We start from the raw sequence: 20,427 nt of genomic DNA, 5'->3' as shown, positions 1-20,427 counted from the left end.
CACCCTCAGTTTTGTCACGGTGTGGTCACAGTGACGACGTACTTGCCCGACACAATCGGCTGGCCGGCGCTGTCTACCAGCACATACCGCTGATCGTGATCACGCCCAAGGCCGCTGTCTGCAACAGGCGATAGCCGGGGAACGGCGACACCCGCCACCGGCATCAAACTGCGCACGTCGAAGCGATTGGCACGACCGGAAGCGACACAGCCCTTGCCTTCCGTCACCAGCCCACTGCGCGCATTTGTCGCACACCCTGGCTCGACGATGCTGCCACTGAACGCGATGGTGCCCTGCCCCACGGACTGCGCCGCGCCGCATGTACTTGCCCATAGGCCGAGGAGGCCTGCGATTACCGAAATACCTTTACTGCTCATGCCGACACTCCTTCTTGGGCCAGTAAGCAGTAAGTCGCCGGGCTGAGCAGTAACTTGAGGTTATTCGTCGGTTTGAATCAAGGATCTACCTGCGCCATCAACTCCGGAACGCTTTCAGGACGCTTGGCATACCGCTGCGCTAACGCCGCGCAGACCATCAACTGGATCTGGTGAAACAGCATCAACGGCAAAATCAACACCCCCATGCTCGCCCCGGCAAACAGCACTTGTGCCATGGGTACGCCGGTGGCCAGGCTCTTCTTCGAACCGCAGAACAAAATGGTGATCCGGTCTTCCTGATTGAAGCCAAACGCCTTGCCCAGCACGCTCGACGCCACCAGCACCAAGGCCAGCAACACGCAGCAGGCCACCACCAGACCGCCCAGTTCCCACAGTGGGATCTGATGCCAGATGCCTTCGTTGACCGCTTCGCTGAATGCGCCGTAGACCACCAGCAGGATCGAGCCTTGGTCGACGAATTTGAGCCAGGCCTTATTGCGGCCCACCCACTCGCCGATCCAGCGCCGCGCGATTTGCCCGGCGATAAAAGGCAGCAGCAGTTGCACGCTGATTTTCAGGATGGCATCGACCGTGGAGCTGCCTTCGCCGTGCACGTTGAGCAATAACGTCACCAGCAGCGGCGTAAGGAAGATACCGAACAGGCTCGACGCCGCCGCGCTGCAAATCGCCGCCGGTATATTGCCCCGCGCCAGCGAAGTGAACGCAATCGCCGATTGCACGGTGGCCGGCAAGGCGCAGAGGTAAAGCATGCCCATGTACAGGTCTTTGCCGATCAGCGGCGACAGCACCGGCTTGAGCGCCAGGCCCAACAAGGGGAACAGCACGAAGGTCAGGCTGAACACCAGCAAGTGCAGGCGCCAGTGGCCAGCCCCGGCAACGATGGCCTGGCGCGACAGCTTGGCGCCATGCAGGAAGAACAGCAGCGCGATGGCCAGGTTGGTGACCCAACCGAAGGCTACGGCGGTCTGGCCGCTGGCGGGCAGCAAGGAAGCGAGGATCACCGTGGCGATCAGGGTCAGAGTGAAGTTGTCGGGCAGAAAACGAGGGCGTGTCATAAGCGGATCTTCCAGGGGTTGCCAAGAGCGTCACCGCGACTCTAACGTAACGGCTTGTTACCGACTAACGCCAATGAGCCAGTAAATGCCGCCTAAAGGACATGACAAAACGGTGCGCCGCAGCATCCCCGGGCTGTCCAGCCTGCCACGGCCGGTGTACGGGCGCACCGAATCCTTGCCCAATCGCGCGTTGACCCGGCGCCACAGTCACCCGTGGGTGCAATTGTCTTACGCGATTTCAGGCGTGCTGGAGATCCAGACCAGCGCCGGCCGCTTTGTCGCGCCGCCGCAGCGGGCGGTGTGGATCCCGGCGGGCATGCCGCACCGCGTGTTCAGCTCGCCCCACACCGAAATGCGCAGCCTGTACCTCGATTGCAGCGTGACCGCCTGGGCCTCGGAGTGTTGCCACGTGCTGGAGGTGAGCAGCCTGTTGCGCGAATTGATCCGCAGCTTCAGCGAGCTGCCGGTGGAATATGCCGAGGACGGTCCCGAGGGGCGCCTGGCCCAAGTGGTACTCGACCAACTCGCCGCCGCGCCCCAAGTGGATTTGATGCTGCCACTGCCCCTCGACCCACGTTTACGACAGATCTACCGCAGCTTGAACCTGCGCCCGGAGCAACAGACCACACTGGGGCAATGGAGCGAAAAACTGGGGCTTAGCGAAAAGACGCTCAGCCGCTTGTTTTTGAGGGATACCGGCCTGACCTTCCGCGCCTGGCGCCAGCGCCTACGCCTGCTGAGCGCCCTGCCCGCCCTGGAGCAAGGCGAGCGCGTGACGGATGTGGCGCTGGGGTGTGGGTATGAGTCGACGTCGGCGTTTATCAATGCGTTTCGCCAGCAGTTTGATGCGACGCCGGGGGAGTTCTTTCGGTGAGGCCTCAGGTACTGAAGGTCGAATGTGGGCGGGGGCGATTCACACAATCAAAAGCGCAGATCAACAGACCGCTGACTTCGTCAGTGAAAAGGATGTAAAAGCCAGATCAAAAGCAGAGCAAAAGCAGAGCAAAAGCAGAGCAAAAGCAGAGCAAAAGCAGAGCAAAAGCAGGACAGCAGGCTAGGACCTATCTGTCTGATCTATGGAGATCAAACTGTGGGAGGGGGCTTGCTCCCGATAGCAGTGGGTCAGTCACAACTGCATCAACTGACACACCCTCATCGGGAGCAAGCCCCCTCCCACATTTGGACGGAGTTGGAGCTGAGAACCCGGTCGGCTCTAAGGCCGCCGCGCTCTTGCTTTTGATCTGAAATCGCCCCGTCAACCACGATGGCCGGAATTCGACGTTGATTTGGGGGGTAAACCGGCAGGGATGCCGGTTTAGCCGCCCTGCGCCATGGATGGCGCGTGGCGGCGGCCCCCCAAATCAATGTCGGATTACGGGCATGCCGAGCCTAGGCGAGGCACCGAGTGGTGGGGCGAAGGCCTTTTGGTTACTTTTGTCTGGGCCGGCATTCCGGCCTTTACAAAAGTGACCCGCTGTAAGAGCGGAACCCTAAGCCGCCGTTACCCAAATAACGGATATGTACACCAGCAAAAAAAAACGGGGCAATCAAAGATCACCCCAAAAGTCCAACGAGAGGCCCTACCAACCCAACTACAACGAAATCTGCTTCCTCTCCTCGTCCGTCAACCGCGCCCGCGCCTGTTCACTCAGCGGCCCCGCGCCCAGCACCTGCACCGGGCTGTTGGGGTTATACCCCGACGTCTTCTGCCCCTCTTCAACCCCACGCTGCACCGGCTCAGTCCCAAACCCGAGCACTTCCACCGTCACGATCGAAGCCCTGCCCTGCTTGGCCGCCGCCTGCTGACTGCGCGCCGCATCTTCCGCCGCCTGGGAGGCCGCTGCCCCGGCCGCGCTGGCCGAGCTCATGGCGCCGGTATTAACAGAGGCCGTTACAGGCACCCCGGACGATTTGCCCTGGGACTGGATATTCGCCGCGTTCACCACCCGCAAAGCCGCGATGTTGACGTTACCCGACACCCGAATCCCCGCCTCGCCCGCGTCGATGGTGCCCAACGGCGCGATCAGGTCGATGTCTCCCGCCGGTACTTCCGGGATCGGGTTCAGCGTGGCAATCCCCGCCCCCGTACTTGGCACCGACGGCGACAGGCCCACGTTGCCCCAGTTGTCATAAACACGCTTGGGCGGTGTGTACACCACGGTGGTCTTGGAGCCGCGACCGGCGTTGATGTCGCCCTCGGCGGTCCACCCCATGATCGAGCCGCCAAAGGTGGTCATGATGCGGCTCTGCCCCAAGAGGATGCTGCCCATGGAATACAGCTGAATGTCACCGGCACCCTGGGTGATCACACCCGCCGTGGACGGTGGCGCCGCGCCTTCGATGCCGAAGGTCTGGCCGCCGCCGGGGGTGAGCATCTGGATCGACCCACCGGCATTGGTGTGCACGCCCGAGCCGTTGAACAGTGTGATGTCGCCCTGGTAAGTGATCGGGTTGCCGGCCACGTCCCTGGTCGGGAACAACGCCGCGATCGCCGCACGGCCACGCAGGTAGCTGCCCTCGCGGACGCCGCCGTCCTGGTTGTACTCGCGGCCAGCGGCCTTGAGTTCGGCAAAATACACATCACGGGCAAACACCCGTTGTTGCTCAGCGGGTAATGCAGCGTAGTAAGCGCGGGCCTGCTCGCTGTCGCCGGCAAACCCGAAGCGCTCGGCCAGCCAGGTGGCCAGTTCGTCCTCATAGGTCTTGGCCACTTTGCCGCCCTGCAAGGACTCGCCCGTTTGTGCCTGGTTGAGCGGGTTCAGGTAGCTCTCGACGAACCGTTGGTAATCCGGTCCGGTGGCGCCGACACCGGCCTGCATGACGATGCTCGCGCCAGGGCGGTTGTCGCCCGTCAACACCGCGCCGAGGCTGGTCACGCTGTGCTCGCCGCCCGTGCCTGTCAGCAGGATATTGCGCCCGGCCGAGACTTCCAGCAGGCCGGGGCCGGCTACCTGGAAATTGCTGTAGAGAATGTCGCGCCCGGCAGACACGATGGAGATGTCCTGCGTGTTTTTATGAATGAACAGATTGTCGCTTGGCGACGCGACGGTAAAACCATCAGTGCCAAAAGTACGACCACTGCTGACGATATCCCGCCCAGCCATCATGCGGACCGCGCCATTCCCTTCATACCAGGTCTCACCTTCATGCACTGACCCGGGTGTCTTCTGGAACGTGATTATCCGACCACTGCTCACCCCGACAAGGTCGCCGTCCATCGCATAAAACCGCGCCGGTTCAGCACTGCCCGCAGATGAAGCGGCTGTGGTGCCAGACCCGAATGCGAACAATGAGAGGTTGCCCGCGTTACCCGTGACCGACAGGTTGCTGGCGACCACGGCGTTGCCCACCCGGCCTTGGTACGCAGGATTCCACGGCGTCGCCATCGCACTGTTCGCCGTGCCGGACTGGCTAACCGGCATGCCGCCGGCGTAGATCGAGTCTTGGGCGAGGAACTGCAACTGGCCGTTTTCCCCAGGCGCCAACAGCAAGGGATAACTGTAGGCGCTGTCACCGTTGGTCTGCGTCTGCGCGGCTTTACCGTAATACAGGCTGCCGCCCGCTGCGGTAGCGTTAAGGATGGACGGGTAGACCACCGCCAGGTCGGCCGTCGCTTCGGAGCGGGTGAAGGGTGTGAGGTTGCCGCCCAGTGAAAACAGATCAATCGCGGTGTCTTTAGTCCACAACGTAAACCAGCTTGAACCGCTGCCGACTTTCGCGCCTTGGGCAAAGGGTGATACGTGCGAAAGCTGTACCCGGCCCGGGTCTTCGACGTTTTGCACCACCAAGTCGCCCAGGGTCTGCAGGTTGAACGTGGCATCACCGGGCACCAGGGTCATGCCACCACGGGCAACGCCACGGGTCGCGACCAATGGGTCGAACGCGCGGGTTTCGCCCGGGCTCTGGGTGGGGGAAATGCTGCCGTAGAGCATGTCGACGCTGCCCACGCTGGTGCTGCGCAGTTGCACATCGCCGCGCAGGTTGACCAGCACACCATCACGATGGTCCGCAGTCGCGGCCACGCTGGCCGGGTTCAGCGCCCCACCGATGCGCACGCGCAAATCGCCGCCGCCGGTCAACTGCTGGCTGCCATCGCTGGCGATCCGGCCCGTGCTGCCGACCGCCAGGGCCAGGCCCTGACTGTGGGGGTTTACAGTGGTGTTGTTGAAGCCATAGCCCAAGGTATCCAAGACCCCGGCATCACCGACCACGTTCACGTCCAGATTGCCGCCACCCAAGGTGCCGAAACCGGTGAAGCCAAGCATTTTGTCCGCCGCCGTGGTCGCGGTGTAACTGCCGAAATTGATCCACCAGGCGGTGGGTTGAGCTTGCCCGCCCGTGGCCACGTCACCACTGCCCTGGCGCCACAGCCAGTTGCCGACTGCGGCCGAGTCCACTCCGGCGTCCTTGGGGTTGGGACGCGCATTGCTGGTCGCAGTGCTGGTGATATTACCGGTCAGGTCACCGCCGACATTCAGGGTCAGATTGCCCCCAGCCTCCGGGTACCAGGCCCGGTAGCGGCTGGTGGGTGAGCCGTTGACGAATTGCTCAAAGTAGCTTCCCGGATCGTTGAGCACAGCGCCGGACGGTTGAGCGTTAGGCTGGTTGTACGGGTCACCCGCAAACGTGCCGGTCGATGAAGTACCGGCGGTGTACACGCCGTACAGCGAATCCATGCTCAGGTTGCCCGCACTCAACAACTCCAGGTCGCCGCGGCCGGTGCGGATCACACTGAAGCGTGTACTCGAAGGCGTCGCCCCGTATTCGGTCGTGCTCTGGGCCGCGCAATATTCGGGAGCCAGGGCGCAGACTTCATCCACCGTAGGCAGCTCCAGGCTGGCGAGAAACTCATTGGTGATCACCGCGCCCACGGGGATGATCACACCGGACTGGTTCAACAGATCGTCAGCCGCTTGCTGCGTCCACACGTAGGTCACTTTGATCGCGCAATACTCCGGCGCGCCGGCGCAGAAGTCCTCGATCGACCCCAGGCTCAAGTCATCGAGCAATTGCTGGTCGATGGGGTCGCCCTCTTTGATGTCCAACCCAGCCTCGGTCAGCACCGCCACCGCTTCGGCCGTCCAGGTCTGAACGCCTTTGCTCGGCAATTCCTTGGCATACATGCCGTAGTGATTGTCGGCCAGGTGAATATCGCCGCTGCGCGGATGGGCTTGCAGCAGACGGCTGTCCGCGGCCTCGGTGTCGGCACCCGCCACCAGGCGCAACGACCACGATTGGGTGCCTTCGGCCAGCATCGGCGAGATGGCCCACACCTGACCGGCGTCGCCAGACACCCCAACCCGCAACTGCACCGAGGCAGCCCCGTTGGGCAACTTCACATCGGTGCCGGCGGGGATCAGCGCGCCCTTCGGCAGGGCTTTGCTGCCACTCAGTTGCACGATGTTATTGGCCAGGTTCGCCCCGTGCACCGTCGGCAGCGGTACACCTTTGGGCCAGATCATGTCTTGCAGACGGGTGCCTTGGGTCAACAGTGTCCCAGCGCCCAATTGCGTGCCCGCCACCAGGGTGTGCGCCTCGGCGAGCAACGTACCGGCGGCGAACAACAGGTTGCCCCCGGCATCACGCACGTCCGCCGCCAATACGCTGCCCGCCGGCAGAACCAGGTCCTGGCCCAATGTCGCGGCCACTGGCAAACGGGTGCCGGCGGCGACCGTCAGGCCTTTGATCGGCAGGTCGTAGTTGAGCGTGCTGCCCGCCGGGAAGGCCGTACCGTCTGCCAGGGTCACACCGTTGCCCGGCACCACGATGGTGCCGCCGCTGAAGTCCACACCGGGCAGCAGCACCCAGCCTTTGTCATCCTCGGACACCGGCGGTTTGGCGAAGCCATCGTTGATGCTGCCGTAGATGTTCAAGTCCCCACCGGCGCGCAGCGTCAGGCTGCCGGACTCGCCGGAGCCGTAGACGGCATTGTTCTTCTGGCTGTTGGGATTGAGGCTGGCATAGCGATAACCGGACAAGTCCAGGTCGCCCTGGACCACCAGGTCGCCGTCCGGGGTCTTGCTGACGATTTCCACACCGGGGCGCAGGTGGAAGGCGTCGGCGTAGGTCGCGTTATTCAAGCCGGCGAGCTTGTTATCCAGCAAGTTCGTATTGAGCAGGGCGGCATTGATGAAGGCCTCGCTCAAGGCGTGTTTCGCATCCAGATAACCTTGAGTGATTTCCTGATACGGCCTGCGACTGGCAGTCGGATCGCTTTTTTCGGGTGCATCGTCGTAGGTCGCCATGCCGTTGAGGGTGATCGAGCGCGCGCCCTGAATGGTCAAGCGTCCACTGGCGTCGATCGCCACGTCATTGCCTGCCAACCGTGGTGCATTCAGTTCCAGGGTGCCGCGATTGCGTCCGTCATTACCAGCAGCCGCGCCGGTACCGTGGCGCAGGTCGATGCGTACGCCGTCGGCGAGGGTCAGTTGGCCGCTGCCGGAGCCCAGCACCACTGTGGCGCGGTTCGGCGAGTCGATGATCTTGCCGTAGCTGTCAACGCGCAGCTTGCTGCCGTGAGCGTCGAGAACGGCTGTGCTGTCCAGGGTGAGGCCGTTCCTGCCGGCCAGGTTGATACTGCCGACGCGCTCACCGCTGGCGTCCACCAGGCCGGTCACGCGCAGGCTGCCGTTGTCCACGGACACGCTGACGGTGCCGGCCTTGAGCCCGTTGCCGATGGTCAGGTCGCCCTGCTTGAGCTGAAAGCTGCGCGCACCGAACACTTCGCCCTGGTTCAGGCGTTGGTTGAGGTCGGCAAACTGCTGGTCCAGGGAGCCGCTGCTGCCCAGGCGCTGCGCCTGGATCTCCACGGTTCCGGCTGGTTGCGGCATAGAGGTGCCACCGGCGTTGTAGTAACCACTGCTGCTGCCGAGGATCTTGCCCTGCAGATCGACGATTCCACCCGCCGCATCCGTGGCCACCGCACGCAACTTGCCGGCTTGGTTGTGCTTGGCGGACAGGTCGATGGTCGAGCCAGCCGCCTGCAGGATATTGCCGCTGCGGCTGTCGAGCAGCACATCGCCGCCCCACCCGTATTGGGTCACATCGTTGAAGGTGATCCCACGACCGGCCACGTCAATCAGCGCGTCGTCGGTCAACACCACATCGCCACGGGCACTGAGGCTGACTTTACCGCTGGGCAACACCACCGCACTGGCCACGCGGATGCTGTCGCCTTGCAGGGACAGTGCGGCACCCTGGCCGCTGGCGTTGCCACGGGGGCCTGCCGAGGCGCCGATATCGATCGCACCGCCGGCTTTGATCGTGTTCACCGAACCGGCCTCACCGGTCATCAGCGGGGTGCGAATGGTCAAGTTGCCGCCGCTGTACTGGAAGCCGCTGACCGGGTCATAGGCACCCTGGCGCTGGTACACCGACAGACTGCCCTTGTGGTTGGCGGTGATGCGCTCGCTGGCGTTGAGAGCAACGTTGGCAAAGCCCAGGGCCAGGCGGTCGAAGCTTTTTACAGTGCTGGGCTGGCCAAATTCGCCATAGCCAAACTCGATGCGCTCGGCATTGATATCCAGGCGCCCACTGCCAGTGCCTGCGCCGCCTGCCACCACCGCGCCGGGAGCGTTAGTAGCACCCAGCCAAATCAGGTTAGCGGTGTGAATGGTCGCGACATCGCTGGCACCACCGGCGCCATAGATGGACGGGGTGGACAGCATCAGGTTGCTCAGCAGCGACTTGCCGGTCAGCGGGTCATAGGTGTCGAGGCTGGCGCTGCCGTAGAAGTTAAAACCGTCACGCGCCGACAACTGCAGGGTCTCCAGGGCCGGTGCGCCTAATTGCGTGTCGCCGCGCAGCAGGCGGTCGAGCAGCGCCTGGTTCAGGGTCAGGCCGGCTGGCAAGTGGTTTGCGGCAGCCGCCGCGGCGAGGGCTTCGACGCTGCCCAGGTTGATGGTGCTCACGCCCAGGTTGAGGTGACGAGTGCCATAGCGCACTTGGTCGCCCAGTTGGAAGGTGCTGTCGGTCAGGGTCACGATGCTGCCATCGGAATACAACCCGGTCTGGCCGGTGCAGACGCTCGTGCTGCATGCGCCGATGTTGATACCACCGCTGGTCACACCGCCGACCTGAGGGGCACTCACCACGTTCAGCAAACCGTTGGACACCGCCAGCATATTGGCAACCTGGTAGATAAAACCGTCGCGGGCATCGTAGCTGGCGGCACCGCGCCCCAGGGTGTTGATCGAAGCGCCCTGCTCTACCACGATGGCGCCGGTGTTGCTCACCAGGAACACTTCGGGCGCGGCAAGGGTGGCGCCCGCACGTAAAGTCACGTTGCTATCGGCGGCGTTCACACCCGATGCCAGGCTTATGAAGTTGCCCGACTGGCCATACTCCACCATGGTCATGCCCCCCACCATCAGCCGTGAAGCACCGATGGCATTGAGGGTGTCGGCTTTAAGCGTAATGCCGGAAAAACCGGCGGTAGCCGAAGCGTCAGCCGCGATCACTTCAATGCCGAGCTTGCCAGGGTCCAGTACCGCTACCGTACCGCCATAGCCTCCCGTCGCGGCATCAAAACGTCCGATACCCTCGAAGGAGAATGCGTCGCCCCCCTGGCCGGCGCGCAGTGCCAGTTTCAGGGTCTTGGCGTCGGCTTCCAGCATGGGGCGCGGTACGCCTAACCTGGCCGCATCGGCTTTGGCGAATTGGGCGTAACTGGTTTCGTTGTATTGGGAATAACGGCGCAGGGTGTCCGCCGAAGTCAGGATCAACTGGCTGGCAGTGCTGTTGCGGATCCCGGTGTGGGCAATCGACAACTGCCCGGCCGTGGCCCACGAGCCATTGCGCATCAAGGTGGTCGCGGCGTCGCTGCCGACTCCGGCCAGGCCATTGATCTCCACGCGATAGGCGCCGGGCATCAAGGCATACGTCGACGGCATCAAGGTATAGGTGCCTGCCGGCAACCCTGGCACACCCGCGCCGATGGTGACCTGCTGGCCAACCAGCGGCGCCACGGCACCGCCCTCCGCAGCCACCGGCGCTACGCCGGGTTGCACGCCCGGCACGATGGCGTAGATCGGGTTGGTGGACAGCCCCGGCAACACAAACCCGCCGTTGGCACCAAATTGCACCAGCGGGTTGTAACGCGCATCCGTGGAACCGCCGCGCCCGGAAACAAACCCGGCGCCGAGTAACTCGCCACCGCCCGACAGGTCCAGGATGGCATCCGGCTGCACCGCAACCGACTGGCCGCCCAGAATGACGCCCACGCTCAAGTCGCTGTTGGTATTGGCCAGCCCGCCTTGGCCGAGGAATGTCACCGTCTTGCCGTTGTACTTGTAAACCTGCCCGTCCAGCGTGCCGCCATAGGGCAACACCAGGCCCTTGCCGCTCACCGAGGTGACGCTGCCCGGCAGCAATTGCACCAGGCTGCTACCCATGCTGCCGATATCGATCAGGCCCAATGGCGCGCGCACCACACCGCCTTGCTTGACGGTGGCAGCGCCCAGTTGCAGGCGTCCGAACGCCGAATACGGCAGTGGCGCGTCCGTGCTGCCGACGCGGCCAATGGTCAACGTGCGTAAAGGGTCAAACGTCAGGCCCTGCACAGCTGATGACTCGCCCAGGTAACCGGCGATGACACGGGCACTGACTTCCGTGCTCGGGTACACCTGCGCCGCCCGCAGGGTCATGTCGCCCTGAGTCAGTAACTGGGTACTGACACCGGTGATGATGTCGTTCGCGGAGGCGCCCACCAGAAAGCGCAAATCGCCCTGGCTGGTCAGGTTGACCTGATCGAAGCCACGGCGCTCAAGGCTCGCCAGGCTATTGTCGGCGCCGTACAGGCTGCTGCGATTGCCGAAGATCACATTACCGCGCACTTCCACCAGGTCGCCGTCGGCATTGAACTGCGCCTCGGTTGCACGCTGGGATGGCGCCGGCAACACCGGCACCGGACGCACGTATAAATCCTTGCCCGTCTCAGGAGGCGCAAGGTAGCCCGCCAGCAACAGGTGCGGCGCCGTCAGGTTGACACGTGAGTTGCCTGCCGCGTTTTCACTGAGGCCATAACCACGGCTGTAAAGACGCAGGCTCTGGCCCATGTCCAGGCTCACATCACCGTCAAAGCTCAATAAGCCATTGCTCAACAGCGCGAGGTTATCGAAGCCGCCGGCAGTGACTTGATCCACACCCAGGCGGCCATGCCCGTACTCCAGGCTGTCGCCCAGCGCGGTCGGTTGGTGCACCTGGCTCAACACCAGGTCACGGACCTTGAGCACCCGATCGGTGACCCCGGCTTTCTGGTAATACGGGCTCTCCAGCGCCAGGTTGAGGCTACCGCCCGCCGCGCCGGCGCCACCGGCCTTGGCGACCAGGCTGCCATCCAGGTACAGGCCATTGTTGGAGGCCAGGCTGATGCTGCCGCCGTTACTGGCGACCTGCACCGCGCCCTGCCCTGCAATATTCAGCAAGGCCTGGGTGCCGGACGCGTCCAGGCGCGCACCGTCGCGCACGACCACGAACATGTCGCTGGCCGTGGCAAGGCCGGTGTTCAGGTCAAGCGAGCCGCCAATGTTGATAGTGCCGCCGTCGCGCACCACGCCGTAAGTGCGGCCACGGTAGTCCACCGCCGTGGCCGCCCGCGCCGCCACGTCGATCAACGCCTGTTCGCCAATCCAGATCGAGCGGTCATGGCCGATGGCGTTCACCGCCTCCGAGGCGCCGGTGGTCACACCGCCCAGGCTGACACTGCCGCCCCAGGCATTGAGCGTTCCGTCCAGGGTCAATTGGCCGATGCTGCGCAGCTTGATGGCCTGGCCGGGATCGACGTTGATCACCGCGCCGTGGCCCACCGTCAGGGCTGTGCTCGCCAGTTGCGCAGCCGTGGCGTAGACCGTACCGGCGGTGAGGCTCAAACCGGCACCACGGCGTTGGGTCAGCACGCCCTTGGTCGCGTCCTCCTGGTACAGCGGCGGCGTCCATTGCTCCAAGGCCGTGGCGGGATCGCTGCCCGTTGGCGTGGTGGACGCTTGGGCGCCCAAACGATAGGTCGGCAGGCTCACATCCACTTGCGTACCGTCGGTGACGATCAGCCCTTCGTTGCCGGTGATGTCGTAGGCCGAAAAACCCTTATTGAAGAAGTCGCCAGCCAGTTTCAGGGTGTCGCTGTCCACCGCAGCCGCGCTGTTGCCGATCTGCACCTTGCGTGCCTGCAAGGCCAGGGTGCCGCCGCCACTCACGCCAAAGCCACGCACCTCGCCCTCCAACGCCAAGGCGCCGAGGGCGCCCAGGGTCACACTGCCGCCCTTGCCGCCGGTGAGCTTGCCGTCGACGCCGAGGGTCGCACCGGAGGACACATCCACCACACTGCCGGCCGCCAGGTTGACGTTGTTCGAACTGCGCAACGAGACCTTGCCGCCGTTGACATACGCCACGCCGGTGCTGTTGGTCGGGTCGAGCAGTAGGTTGTTCCAGCGGCCACGGGCGTCGAGCTTGACGCCGGCCGCGACACTCACACTCGAACCACCGGCCAGGGTCGTGTCTTCGACCTCGCCCGCTTTCAGCGGGTTGACCTGGCTGAGGATGTTGCCCGCATTGATGCTGCCACCCAGGGCTGTCAGGTTGGCGTTGATATCAACCCTCGGTCCGAACAGGGTGATGTCGCCGCCGTCGGCCACGCTGAGCGCGCCATTGACGGTCACCTGCTGCCTGGCCGCGACCTTGATCGCGCCCAACGGGTTGCCACTGAGCTGCTCGCTGTCGAGCAGGATTTTGCCCTGGCGGTCCTGGGGCAACGCGGTGGCGAGGTCCAGGCCATCGGCGATTTTTTCCAGGCTGCCTTCGATCGACACCTCGTCGGCGTTCGCCCCTAAGGCGTAGCGCAAGGTGCCGGTGGTCTTGTTGTAGATCGGCGTGTACTGGCCAATGATCAACTGCGCGAGCTGGGCCATGGCTTTTTGGGATTGCTGGTAACCGTCCAGGTTGATGTTCGGCGCCTGGGTCTGGCGATCACCCTGGAACACCGCGCTGATCATCTGGCCTTCCAGCACTGCGCTGGCGGTGCTGACCACCAGCTTGCCGGCGTCACGGCCCACGGTATAACCGGCCTCGTTACGGCCCTGCGGAGCAATCATCGGGTTGTAGTAGTACTCGGTCTGGCCCCAGCGAACACTGGTGTCTTCATAGCCCTTGTAAATGCCGGAATAGAGAATGTCGCCGGGTGCTTTGGACAACTCGTACAACCGTCGATCCGGGCCCTTGAGCCAGGTTTGCCGGATATAGCCCCCTTGCACATCCACGGTGCCGCCCGACAAGTTGATCTGCGCGCCTTGCTGAGTCACGACATCTTTGCCGGTAAAGGTCACGGTGCCGCCCTGGGCCATCCATTCGCCCACCGAATGGCCCTGGGTGCCGAGGTAACCGCCGACTTCCAGCAGACCACCGGCGGTGTACCAGCGATCGGTGGCGTAGCCGTTGGTGCCGGCCGGGACAAACACCAGGTCGCGTAAGTCGACCCACACGTCGTTATTGATCAGTTGCCCATTGTCGCGGTTGATCGGCGCATCCCGCTGCTCGTTGCCCTGTACGTTGATCTTGATGTTGTTGGCTTCCATCGACACCTTGACGCCCACGGCGCCCGACACGTCGATCATCGCCCCATCGCGCACCAGGCTGCGTTGACCGGCGCTGACCGCCACCTGGCCGCCGGTGGCGAGGGTGATCGAGCCTTTCTGGAAGTCCACGGTGCCACCGCTGACGATCTCGATACGCGACTGGTCAGTGCGGTCGGCCACGGCGCTGAGGTGGTTGAACTGCCCCGTGATCAGGTTAGCCGGCGTGCCGTCGAGCTTGATCAGGCCGTTGTCTTTCTGGCTGTTGAGGGCGGTGCTGCCACTGGCGTCCAACAGGATTGCAGTGGTGCTGCCCTCCCCCAAGGTGACGCTGCCGCTGGTGTCGCTGGCCGAGTTGAGCAAGTGAATGGAGCCGCGGGTGTCCACCGAAGTGCTGGCCAGGACCACGCCGTTTTGCTGAACCTGGTGCCCGGTCAGGGTGACGTCGCCGGTGGAGGCCATGATCAGGCCGTTGTTGATCACCTTGCCTGCGCTGCTGCCAGGATTGAGGCTGGCGGCGACTTCATTGCCACGGGTGGTGGAACGCTCGTTGCCCGCCGTGCCCACCCCTTTGCGAATATAAAAGCTGTCACCGGCCGCCAGGGTGGTCTGGCCCTTGGCGGTGATGATCGTGCCGGCGTTTTCCACTTCGGTGCCGAGCAGCAAGGCATAGCCGCCCGCGTCGGTGGAGGTGGCGGCGTTGTGGGTCTGGATCAACGCACCGCGCTGCACCTCGACCTTGCCCGCCGCGTCGGTGAACGTCGGTTGAGTGCCATTGGTGTCGACATAAAGGCCGCGCTGGATGAACTGGTCATCGGTGATCGTCGCGGCAGCCGCCACCAGGTTGCGCACATTGACCTGGCTGGTGCCGCTGAAGACCACGCCGTTACGGTTCATGATCATCACCGTGCCCGCGCCCTGAATCTTGCCCTGGATTTCGCTGGGGCGTGCTTCAGGGTCATTGACGCGGTTGAGCACCGCCCAGGTGGACTGCTGCTGGAAATCCACCGTGGTGTTGCGCCCGACGTTGAACGTCTCCCAATTGAGGATCGCCTTGTCGGCGGTCTGCTCAATGCTCACCGTGGTCTTGCCGCCCGCCTGGGTCTGGGTCGGCGCCTTGGCATTGGTCCAGCCCTGGGTCAGGCTGTTGTCCACCTGCAAGCCGCCCTTGCCGAGGCCATCGGGAATCGTCGAGACCTGACCGAACGCCGCCTGCCGACCGGCCGCCTGCGCCGCCTGCTGCGCCGCAATCGCCGCGACCGTGGTGTTGAGCGTGCTGATGGACCGCGCCAACTGCTGGTTGACCCGCGCCTGCTGGTTCAGCGTCGGCACCGACGGCATCTGCCCCGCATTGATCCGCGCCGCCGTCGTCGCCTGGGTCGCCCCCTTGGCCGCGAACCACGCTGGGCTGAACGCCGTCGCCGCATGGGCATTGCCCGCCACCACCAACAAGGCAATGACCTGAGCCAGAGGCTTGAGGCGCAACACAGTCTGGGCGTGCGAGCCCTGGGCATTCAGCTTGAGCGTGGGTTTGCAGCGGACCATCGGGAATCTTCCTTCTTTGTAATCGCCAGGAGCAAGACAGGCTCACGTATGAGGGTTAGGCGGTTGGCGAGGGGCGGGACTGAACTTCTGTCATGCAAAGTTCATAAAGGGCTGCTAACGCAAAAAAAATCAGCAACGGCACAGGCCGTTGCTGATCAGGGTTGCGGGTCGTTGAAAGCCTGGGTTACAGCGGACGACCGATGGCGTTGCAGACGCTGGTGTTACCGATGCCTTGAGCGCTGGAAGCGGTGGCAAAGGTGTCACGCACGGCTTTTTTCCAGTTGGCTGGCAGCGGCACGAAGCGGTTGTTGTTGATGGCGGTGTCGTTGTTGATCAGGTTGCCGTAGTGGCGGTTGAAGAACGCACGGACCTGGGTGGTCTGGGTGGCGTCGGCGTAGCACTGGCTGAAGATCACGTTAGTGAAGCCCAGGATCGGGTAGCCGCTGGATGGGTAGGCGAACGTCGCCGGGCCGCTGGCGGTGGCAGCGAATACCGGTACCCAGTTGTCCGGGTTAGTGGCGTCGATGAACGAACCATCGGCACGGGCTTCGGTTGGCGCAGGGATCTGGCCAATGGCGGTGGAAACGTTGGCAGGCGCTGGCGAAACACCGCCAATCTTGGCCACTTTGGTGGCGTCATCCAGACCGGCCAAGGTGGTCGCCGCGTAATCCGGGCTCATGTAGGTGATCGCGCCATCTTGAGCGTTCAACGCGGTCATTACGCCTTGGCTGCCGGTAGCGGCCACTGCGCCAGCAGGCAAGCCTGCACCGTAGCTGGACGAAAAGGTGGTGGTCACGGCGAACGGTTGCGTCTCAGCGCACTTGGCGTTGAGGAAGCGCGTGAACAGTTCGGTGGTACCGCTGGACTCGCTGCGGTAGATCACTTTGATCGCGCCAGTGCGACCCGAACCAGTGATCTGGCTCCAGTCGGTCAAGCGGCCCGAAAACACGCCGCACAGTTGGTTGACGCTCAGATCAACCGCGTTGGCGCCAGCCTTGTTGAATGGAATGGCGACCGAAGTGGCCACCGAAGGCGCCTGGATCAACTTGCCCCAAGTCGCTTGTTTGTTGGTTTGGTAAGCCAGCAGCTCAGCAGCCGTCAGCTTGGAATCGCTGCCTGCCCAGTGCACGTTCTTGTTAGTCACGCCCGCCACGAACTTGGTGTAATCGTTGTTCAGGAAAGCCGCCTTGCCGTTGCCGCTGCCCACGCCGACGTAGGCGGCGAAGCCAGTGGTGAGGACGCCGGAGGTTTGGTACAGCGGCTGTGGCAAGGTTGCGCCGCCGCCGTTGATGTCAGCCATTGCAGCCTGGGCCGAGCACAGTGCAGCGAGGGTCATGGATACCGCGAGAACGTTGCGCTTAAACATGAAGAATCTCCTTTCGTCGTGTTTGTACGTTTGGGGTAGATGGCTCTTGCATGACGCCATGGCTTCGGTCCCAAGCCGTGATAAAGGGGTGGCCGGGGGTGAAAACCATGGAAGAGAAAGTCGCAGTTTCCGATGACAGATGTAGGAAAAAACCTCGGGAGGAAACACTTGATTTTTAAAAAGATTCTCGGGTGTTTTGGTCATGATTCTGAGCGATTTCAGCCCAGGTGACAGCGAGGTTTCAGAGGCCCTGCCGTGGAGGCGTCAGGAACCGTTGGCAGATGACGGAATGAGGAACCCGAGGTTGGGACCCGGACATCGGGATACCAAAAAAACAACTGAAAAACGCGTTGAGTGGTGGAGGACGCTCGCCCCCCAATAGAACTGGATTTCCACGCAATGGATCTGCCCCCCGACAAAACGCGGTGTCTCAGAGAGGGTGCCGTGTCAGGTTTTGGGGTGGCTTCACCACCCAGCGCGGGGCAAGCCCGCTCACCCCAGTAAGCCCGCTCACGCCGTTTGATCAGGTAACGAGTTGGTTGATCTCGATGATCGGCAACAGCACCGCCATCACAATCACCAGCACCACCGCCCCCATCACCACGATCATCAGCGGCTCCAGCAGCGCGGTCATGCCCATGGCCCGGCGTTCGCTATCCCGCGACAGCGTCTGCGCTGCACGTTCAAGCATCGGCGGCAGCGAGCCGGTTTTTTCGCCGCTGGCGATCAGGTGGATCAATACCGGCGGAAAGACTTTCTCCACCGCCAGCGCCGGCGCCAGGTTGACCCCTTCGCGTACCTTGGCAGTGGCGTCGTTGACGCACTGGCTCAGGCGCTCGTTGGACAAGGTCTGGCGAGCCGCCTCCAGCGCCCGCAACAGCGGCACGCCAGCACCGCCGAGGATCGCCAGGGTCGAGGCAAACCGCGCCGTGTTCAGACCCAGCACAAAGCGCCCTATCAGCGGCAGGCGTAGCACACGACTGTGCCAATTCAAGCGCGCCACCGGGTTGCGCAGGTACAAACGCCAACTCCAGAAACCGCCGACAATCCCGGCGAAACACAGCCAGCCCCACGCGCGGATAAAGTCGCTGGCGTTGAGCATCGCCAGCGTCAGCCCTGGCAGGTCCTGACGCGCCTGGGAAAACGCACTGACCACCTGGGGCACCACGTAACTGAGCAAAAAAATCACAATGCCGATGGACACCAGCCCCACCACACCGGGGTAGATAAACGCGGTGAGAATCTTGCCGCGCAGGTTGTTGCGTTCCTCGATGTAGTCCGCCAGGCGCTCCATCACCTGGGCCAAGTCACCGGACTCCTCCCCCGCCGCAATCAACGCACGGTAGATCGACGGAAAGTCCCGTGGCCGCGCCGCCAACGCATCCGCCAGGCGCATGCCGCCGCGCACATCCCCACGCACGGCCGCCAACGTCTGGGCGATGTGCTTTTTCTCGGCCTGCTCCACCGTGGCACTCAGCGCCGCCTCCAACGGCAGGCTGGCGCCGAGCAGGCTCGCCAGTTGCCGCGTGGCCCAGGCCAAGTCGTTGTCCGAGAGCTTGGGCGTGAACAGGCTACTGCCCGCCGCCGCTGGCTGGCCGCCTTCGATCTGCACCAACAAGGCCGTCAAACCCCGCCCGCGCAAGTGGGCAAACGCTGCGCTCTGGCTGTCGGCCTCCACATGCCCGACCTCGACTTTGCCGCTGGCATCCGCGGCTTCATAGCGATAGCGATTCATCAGGCGTCCCGTGTCACGCGCAGGATTTCTTCGGGGGCCGTGGCGCCGCTGCGCACCCAGCGCTCACCGTCTTCACGCATGCTGAACATCCCGGCCCGCCGCGCGGCCAGGCGCAAATCCTGCTCGCCGGCGCCCTGATGAATCAGGCTGCGTACATCGTCGTCGACACAGAACAATTCATGGATACCGGTACGCCCGCTGTAACCGACCTGGTTGCAGTGCGAGCACCCCACCGGACGCCAGGTGCCCGGCGCGGCAGGATCTTCCTGCTTGCAATGGGGGCACAGGCGGCGCACCAACCGCTGGGCCAACACACCCAGCAATGACGACGCCAACAGGAACGGCTCGACGCCCATGTCGATCAAGCGGTTCACCGCCGACACCGCATCGTTGGTGTGCAACGTGGCGAGTACCAAGTGACCGGTGAGCGAGGCCTGCACGGCGATCTGCGCGGTCTCCAAGTCGCGGATTTCACCAATCATGATGATGTCCGGGTCCTGACGCAGAATGGCCCGCAGCGCCAGGCCGAAGGTCATGTCGATCTTGGCGTTGACCTGGATCTGGCTGATGCCCGGCAAGTCGTATTCCACCGGGTCTTCCACGGTGAGGATATTGCTGGTGCTCGCGTCCAACCGCGCCAACGCCGCGTACAGGCTGGTGGTCTTGCCACTGCCGGTGGGCCCGGTGACCAGCACAATGCCGTGGGGCTGGCGGATCAAGGTATCGAGGCGCGCGAGCAACTGCGGCTCCATGCCCAGAGTCTCCAACTGCAAACGCCCGGCCTGCTTGTCGAGCAAACGCATCACCACCCGCTCGCCATGCCCGGTGGGCACCGTCGACACTCGAATATCAATCGGCCGCCCGGCCACACGCAACGCAATGCGCCCATCCTGGGGCAGGCGTTTTTCGGCGATGTCGAGTTGAGCCATGATCTTGATCCGCGACACCAACGCGCCATGCAGCGCCTTGCGTGGCGACACCACGTCGCGCAGCGTGCCGTCGACGCGGTAGCGCACCACGGAATGGGTTTCGTAGGGCTCGATATGAATATCACTGGCCTCGTCCCGCGCTGCCTGGGTGAGCAAGGCGTTGATCATGCGGATCACCGGCGCACCGTCCTGGGTGTCGAGCAGGTCAGTGATCTCGGGCATGTCCTGCATCAAGCGGTCGAGGTCGACCTCGTTTTCCGCCGCACCCACCACGGCCGCGGCACTGCCGGTGTCGGCGTAGGCACTGGCCAGGAGACCGTCGAGTTCGTCATCGCGTATCTGCTCAATCCGCGACTGGCCGAACTGGCGCTGCACTTCGCTGATCGACCAGCCGGGGGTTGAGGGGCAGACGGTCAGCAACATGCCGTCCTCGCCGGGGCGCAGGAGGATGCGTTGGGATTTGGCCCAGGCGTAAGGGAGAAGGCTCACAAGGTATCTTCCTGACCGAGCACGGTCCAAATGTGGGAGGGGGCTTGCCCCCGATAGCGGTGGGTCAGTGTGTACATCTGTGGCTGAAACACCCTCATCGGGGGCAAGCCCCCTCCCACATTCAAATCTTCATTTGGATTCATGGCCGTGCACCTACAGGTACAGCCCGAATCACCGCCCTCGGTCCCGGCTGCTGCCCGCCCGGAATCGCCTTCTCCACCTGCTCAATCCGCGACTGGCCGAACTGGCGCTGCACTTCGCTGATCGACCAGCCGGGGGTTGAGGGGCAGACGGTCAGCAACATGCCGTCCTCGCCGGGGCGCAGGAGGATGCGTTGGGATTTGGCC

Annotated in this window: 8 protein-coding genes; 1 reads left to right on the top strand and 7 read right to left on the bottom strand. The window is 63.6% G+C overall.

What is annotated here, in order from left to right; all coding sequences use genetic code 11:
* Window positions 1-14: 14 nt before the first annotated feature.
* Window positions 15-377 (bottom strand): type 1 fimbrial protein, encoded by a 363-nt coding sequence (locus tag G9Q84_RS23135; protein ID WP_095184471.1) that lies wholly within the window; start codon window positions 375-377, stop codon window positions 15-17.
* 77 nt (window positions 378-454) lie between these two features.
* Window positions 455-1,453 (bottom strand): bile acid:sodium symporter family protein, encoded by a 999-nt coding sequence (locus G9Q84_RS23130; protein ID WP_099602696.1) that lies wholly within the window; start codon window positions 1,451-1,453, stop codon window positions 455-457.
* An 85-nt stretch (window positions 1,454-1,538) separates the two neighbouring features.
* On the opposite strand from G9Q84_RS23130, the gene G9Q84_RS23125 reads away from it, so the two are divergent.
* On the top strand, window positions 1,539-2,327 hold the full coding sequence (locus G9Q84_RS23125) for an AraC family transcriptional regulator (protein WP_095184469.1): 789 nt from the start codon (window positions 1,539-1,541) through the stop codon (window positions 2,325-2,327).
* Between the two features lie 718 nt (window positions 2,328-3,045).
* Here G9Q84_RS23125 and G9Q84_RS23120 read toward each other — a convergent pair.
* The 5 genes from G9Q84_RS23120 to G9Q84_RS23100 form a co-directional block, all read right to left on the bottom strand.
* Window positions 3,046-15,561 (bottom strand): filamentous hemagglutinin family protein, encoded by a 12,516-nt coding sequence (locus G9Q84_RS23120; RefSeq protein WP_181644161.1) that lies wholly within the window; start codon window positions 15,559-15,561, stop codon window positions 3,046-3,048.
* A 184-nt stretch (window positions 15,562-15,745) separates the two neighbouring features.
* Window positions 15,746-16,927 carry a substrate-binding domain-containing protein gene (locus tag G9Q84_RS23115; RefSeq protein ID WP_181644160.1) on the bottom strand — a complete coding sequence of 394 codons (1,182 nt, stop codon included), beginning with the start codon at window positions 16,925-16,927 and terminating at the stop codon, window positions 15,746-15,748.
* Between the two features lie 523 nt (window positions 16,928-17,450).
* Entirely contained in the window at window positions 17,451-18,662 is a 1,212-nt protein-coding gene (gene gspF, locus G9Q84_RS23110; protein WP_181644159.1) for a type II secretion system inner membrane protein GspF, read from the bottom strand.
* Window positions 18,662-20,080, bottom strand: a complete 1,419-nt coding sequence (gene gspE, locus G9Q84_RS23105; protein ID WP_032885400.1) for a type II secretion system ATPase GspE — start codon at window positions 20,078-20,080, stop codon at window positions 18,662-18,664. Before gspE ends, gspF begins: the two co-directional genes overlap by 1 nt.
* 139 nt (window positions 20,081-20,219) lie before the next feature.
* The coding region (locus tag G9Q84_RS23100) for a hypothetical protein (RefSeq protein WP_181644158.1) at window positions 20,220-20,427 on the bottom strand (208 nt) is incomplete at its 5' end.

Source organism: Pseudomonas sivasensis (genome assembly GCF_013778505.1).
GTDB lineage: Bacteria > Pseudomonadota > Gammaproteobacteria > Pseudomonadales > Pseudomonadaceae > Aquipseudomonas > Aquipseudomonas sivasensis.
This window is presented reverse-complemented; position numbering and strand designations above follow the sequence as displayed.

Bases quoted from the DNA above. Each gene is read 5' to 3' on its own strand.
- gspF (WP_181644159.1), bottom strand. From the start codon at position 18,662: ATGAATCGCTATCGCTATGAAGCCGCGGATGCCAGCGGCAAAGTCGAG.
- G9Q84_RS23125 (WP_095184469.1), top strand. From the start codon at position 1,539: ATGCCGCCTAAAGGACATGACAAAACGGTGCGCCGCAGCATCCCCGGG.
- G9Q84_RS23135 (WP_095184471.1), bottom strand. From the start codon at position 377: ATGAGCAGTAAAGGTATTTCGGTAATCGCAGGCCTCCTCGGCCTATGG.
- G9Q84_RS23130 (WP_099602696.1), bottom strand. From the start codon at position 1,453: ATGACACGCCCTCGTTTTCTGCCCGACAACTTCACTCTGACCCTGATC.
- G9Q84_RS23115 (WP_181644160.1), bottom strand. From the start codon at position 16,927: ATGTTTAAGCGCAACGTTCTCGCGGTATCCATGACCCTCGCTGCACTG.
- G9Q84_RS23120 (WP_181644161.1), bottom strand. From the start codon at position 15,561: ATGGTCCGCTGCAAACCCACGCTCAAGCTGAATGCCCAGGGCTCGCAC.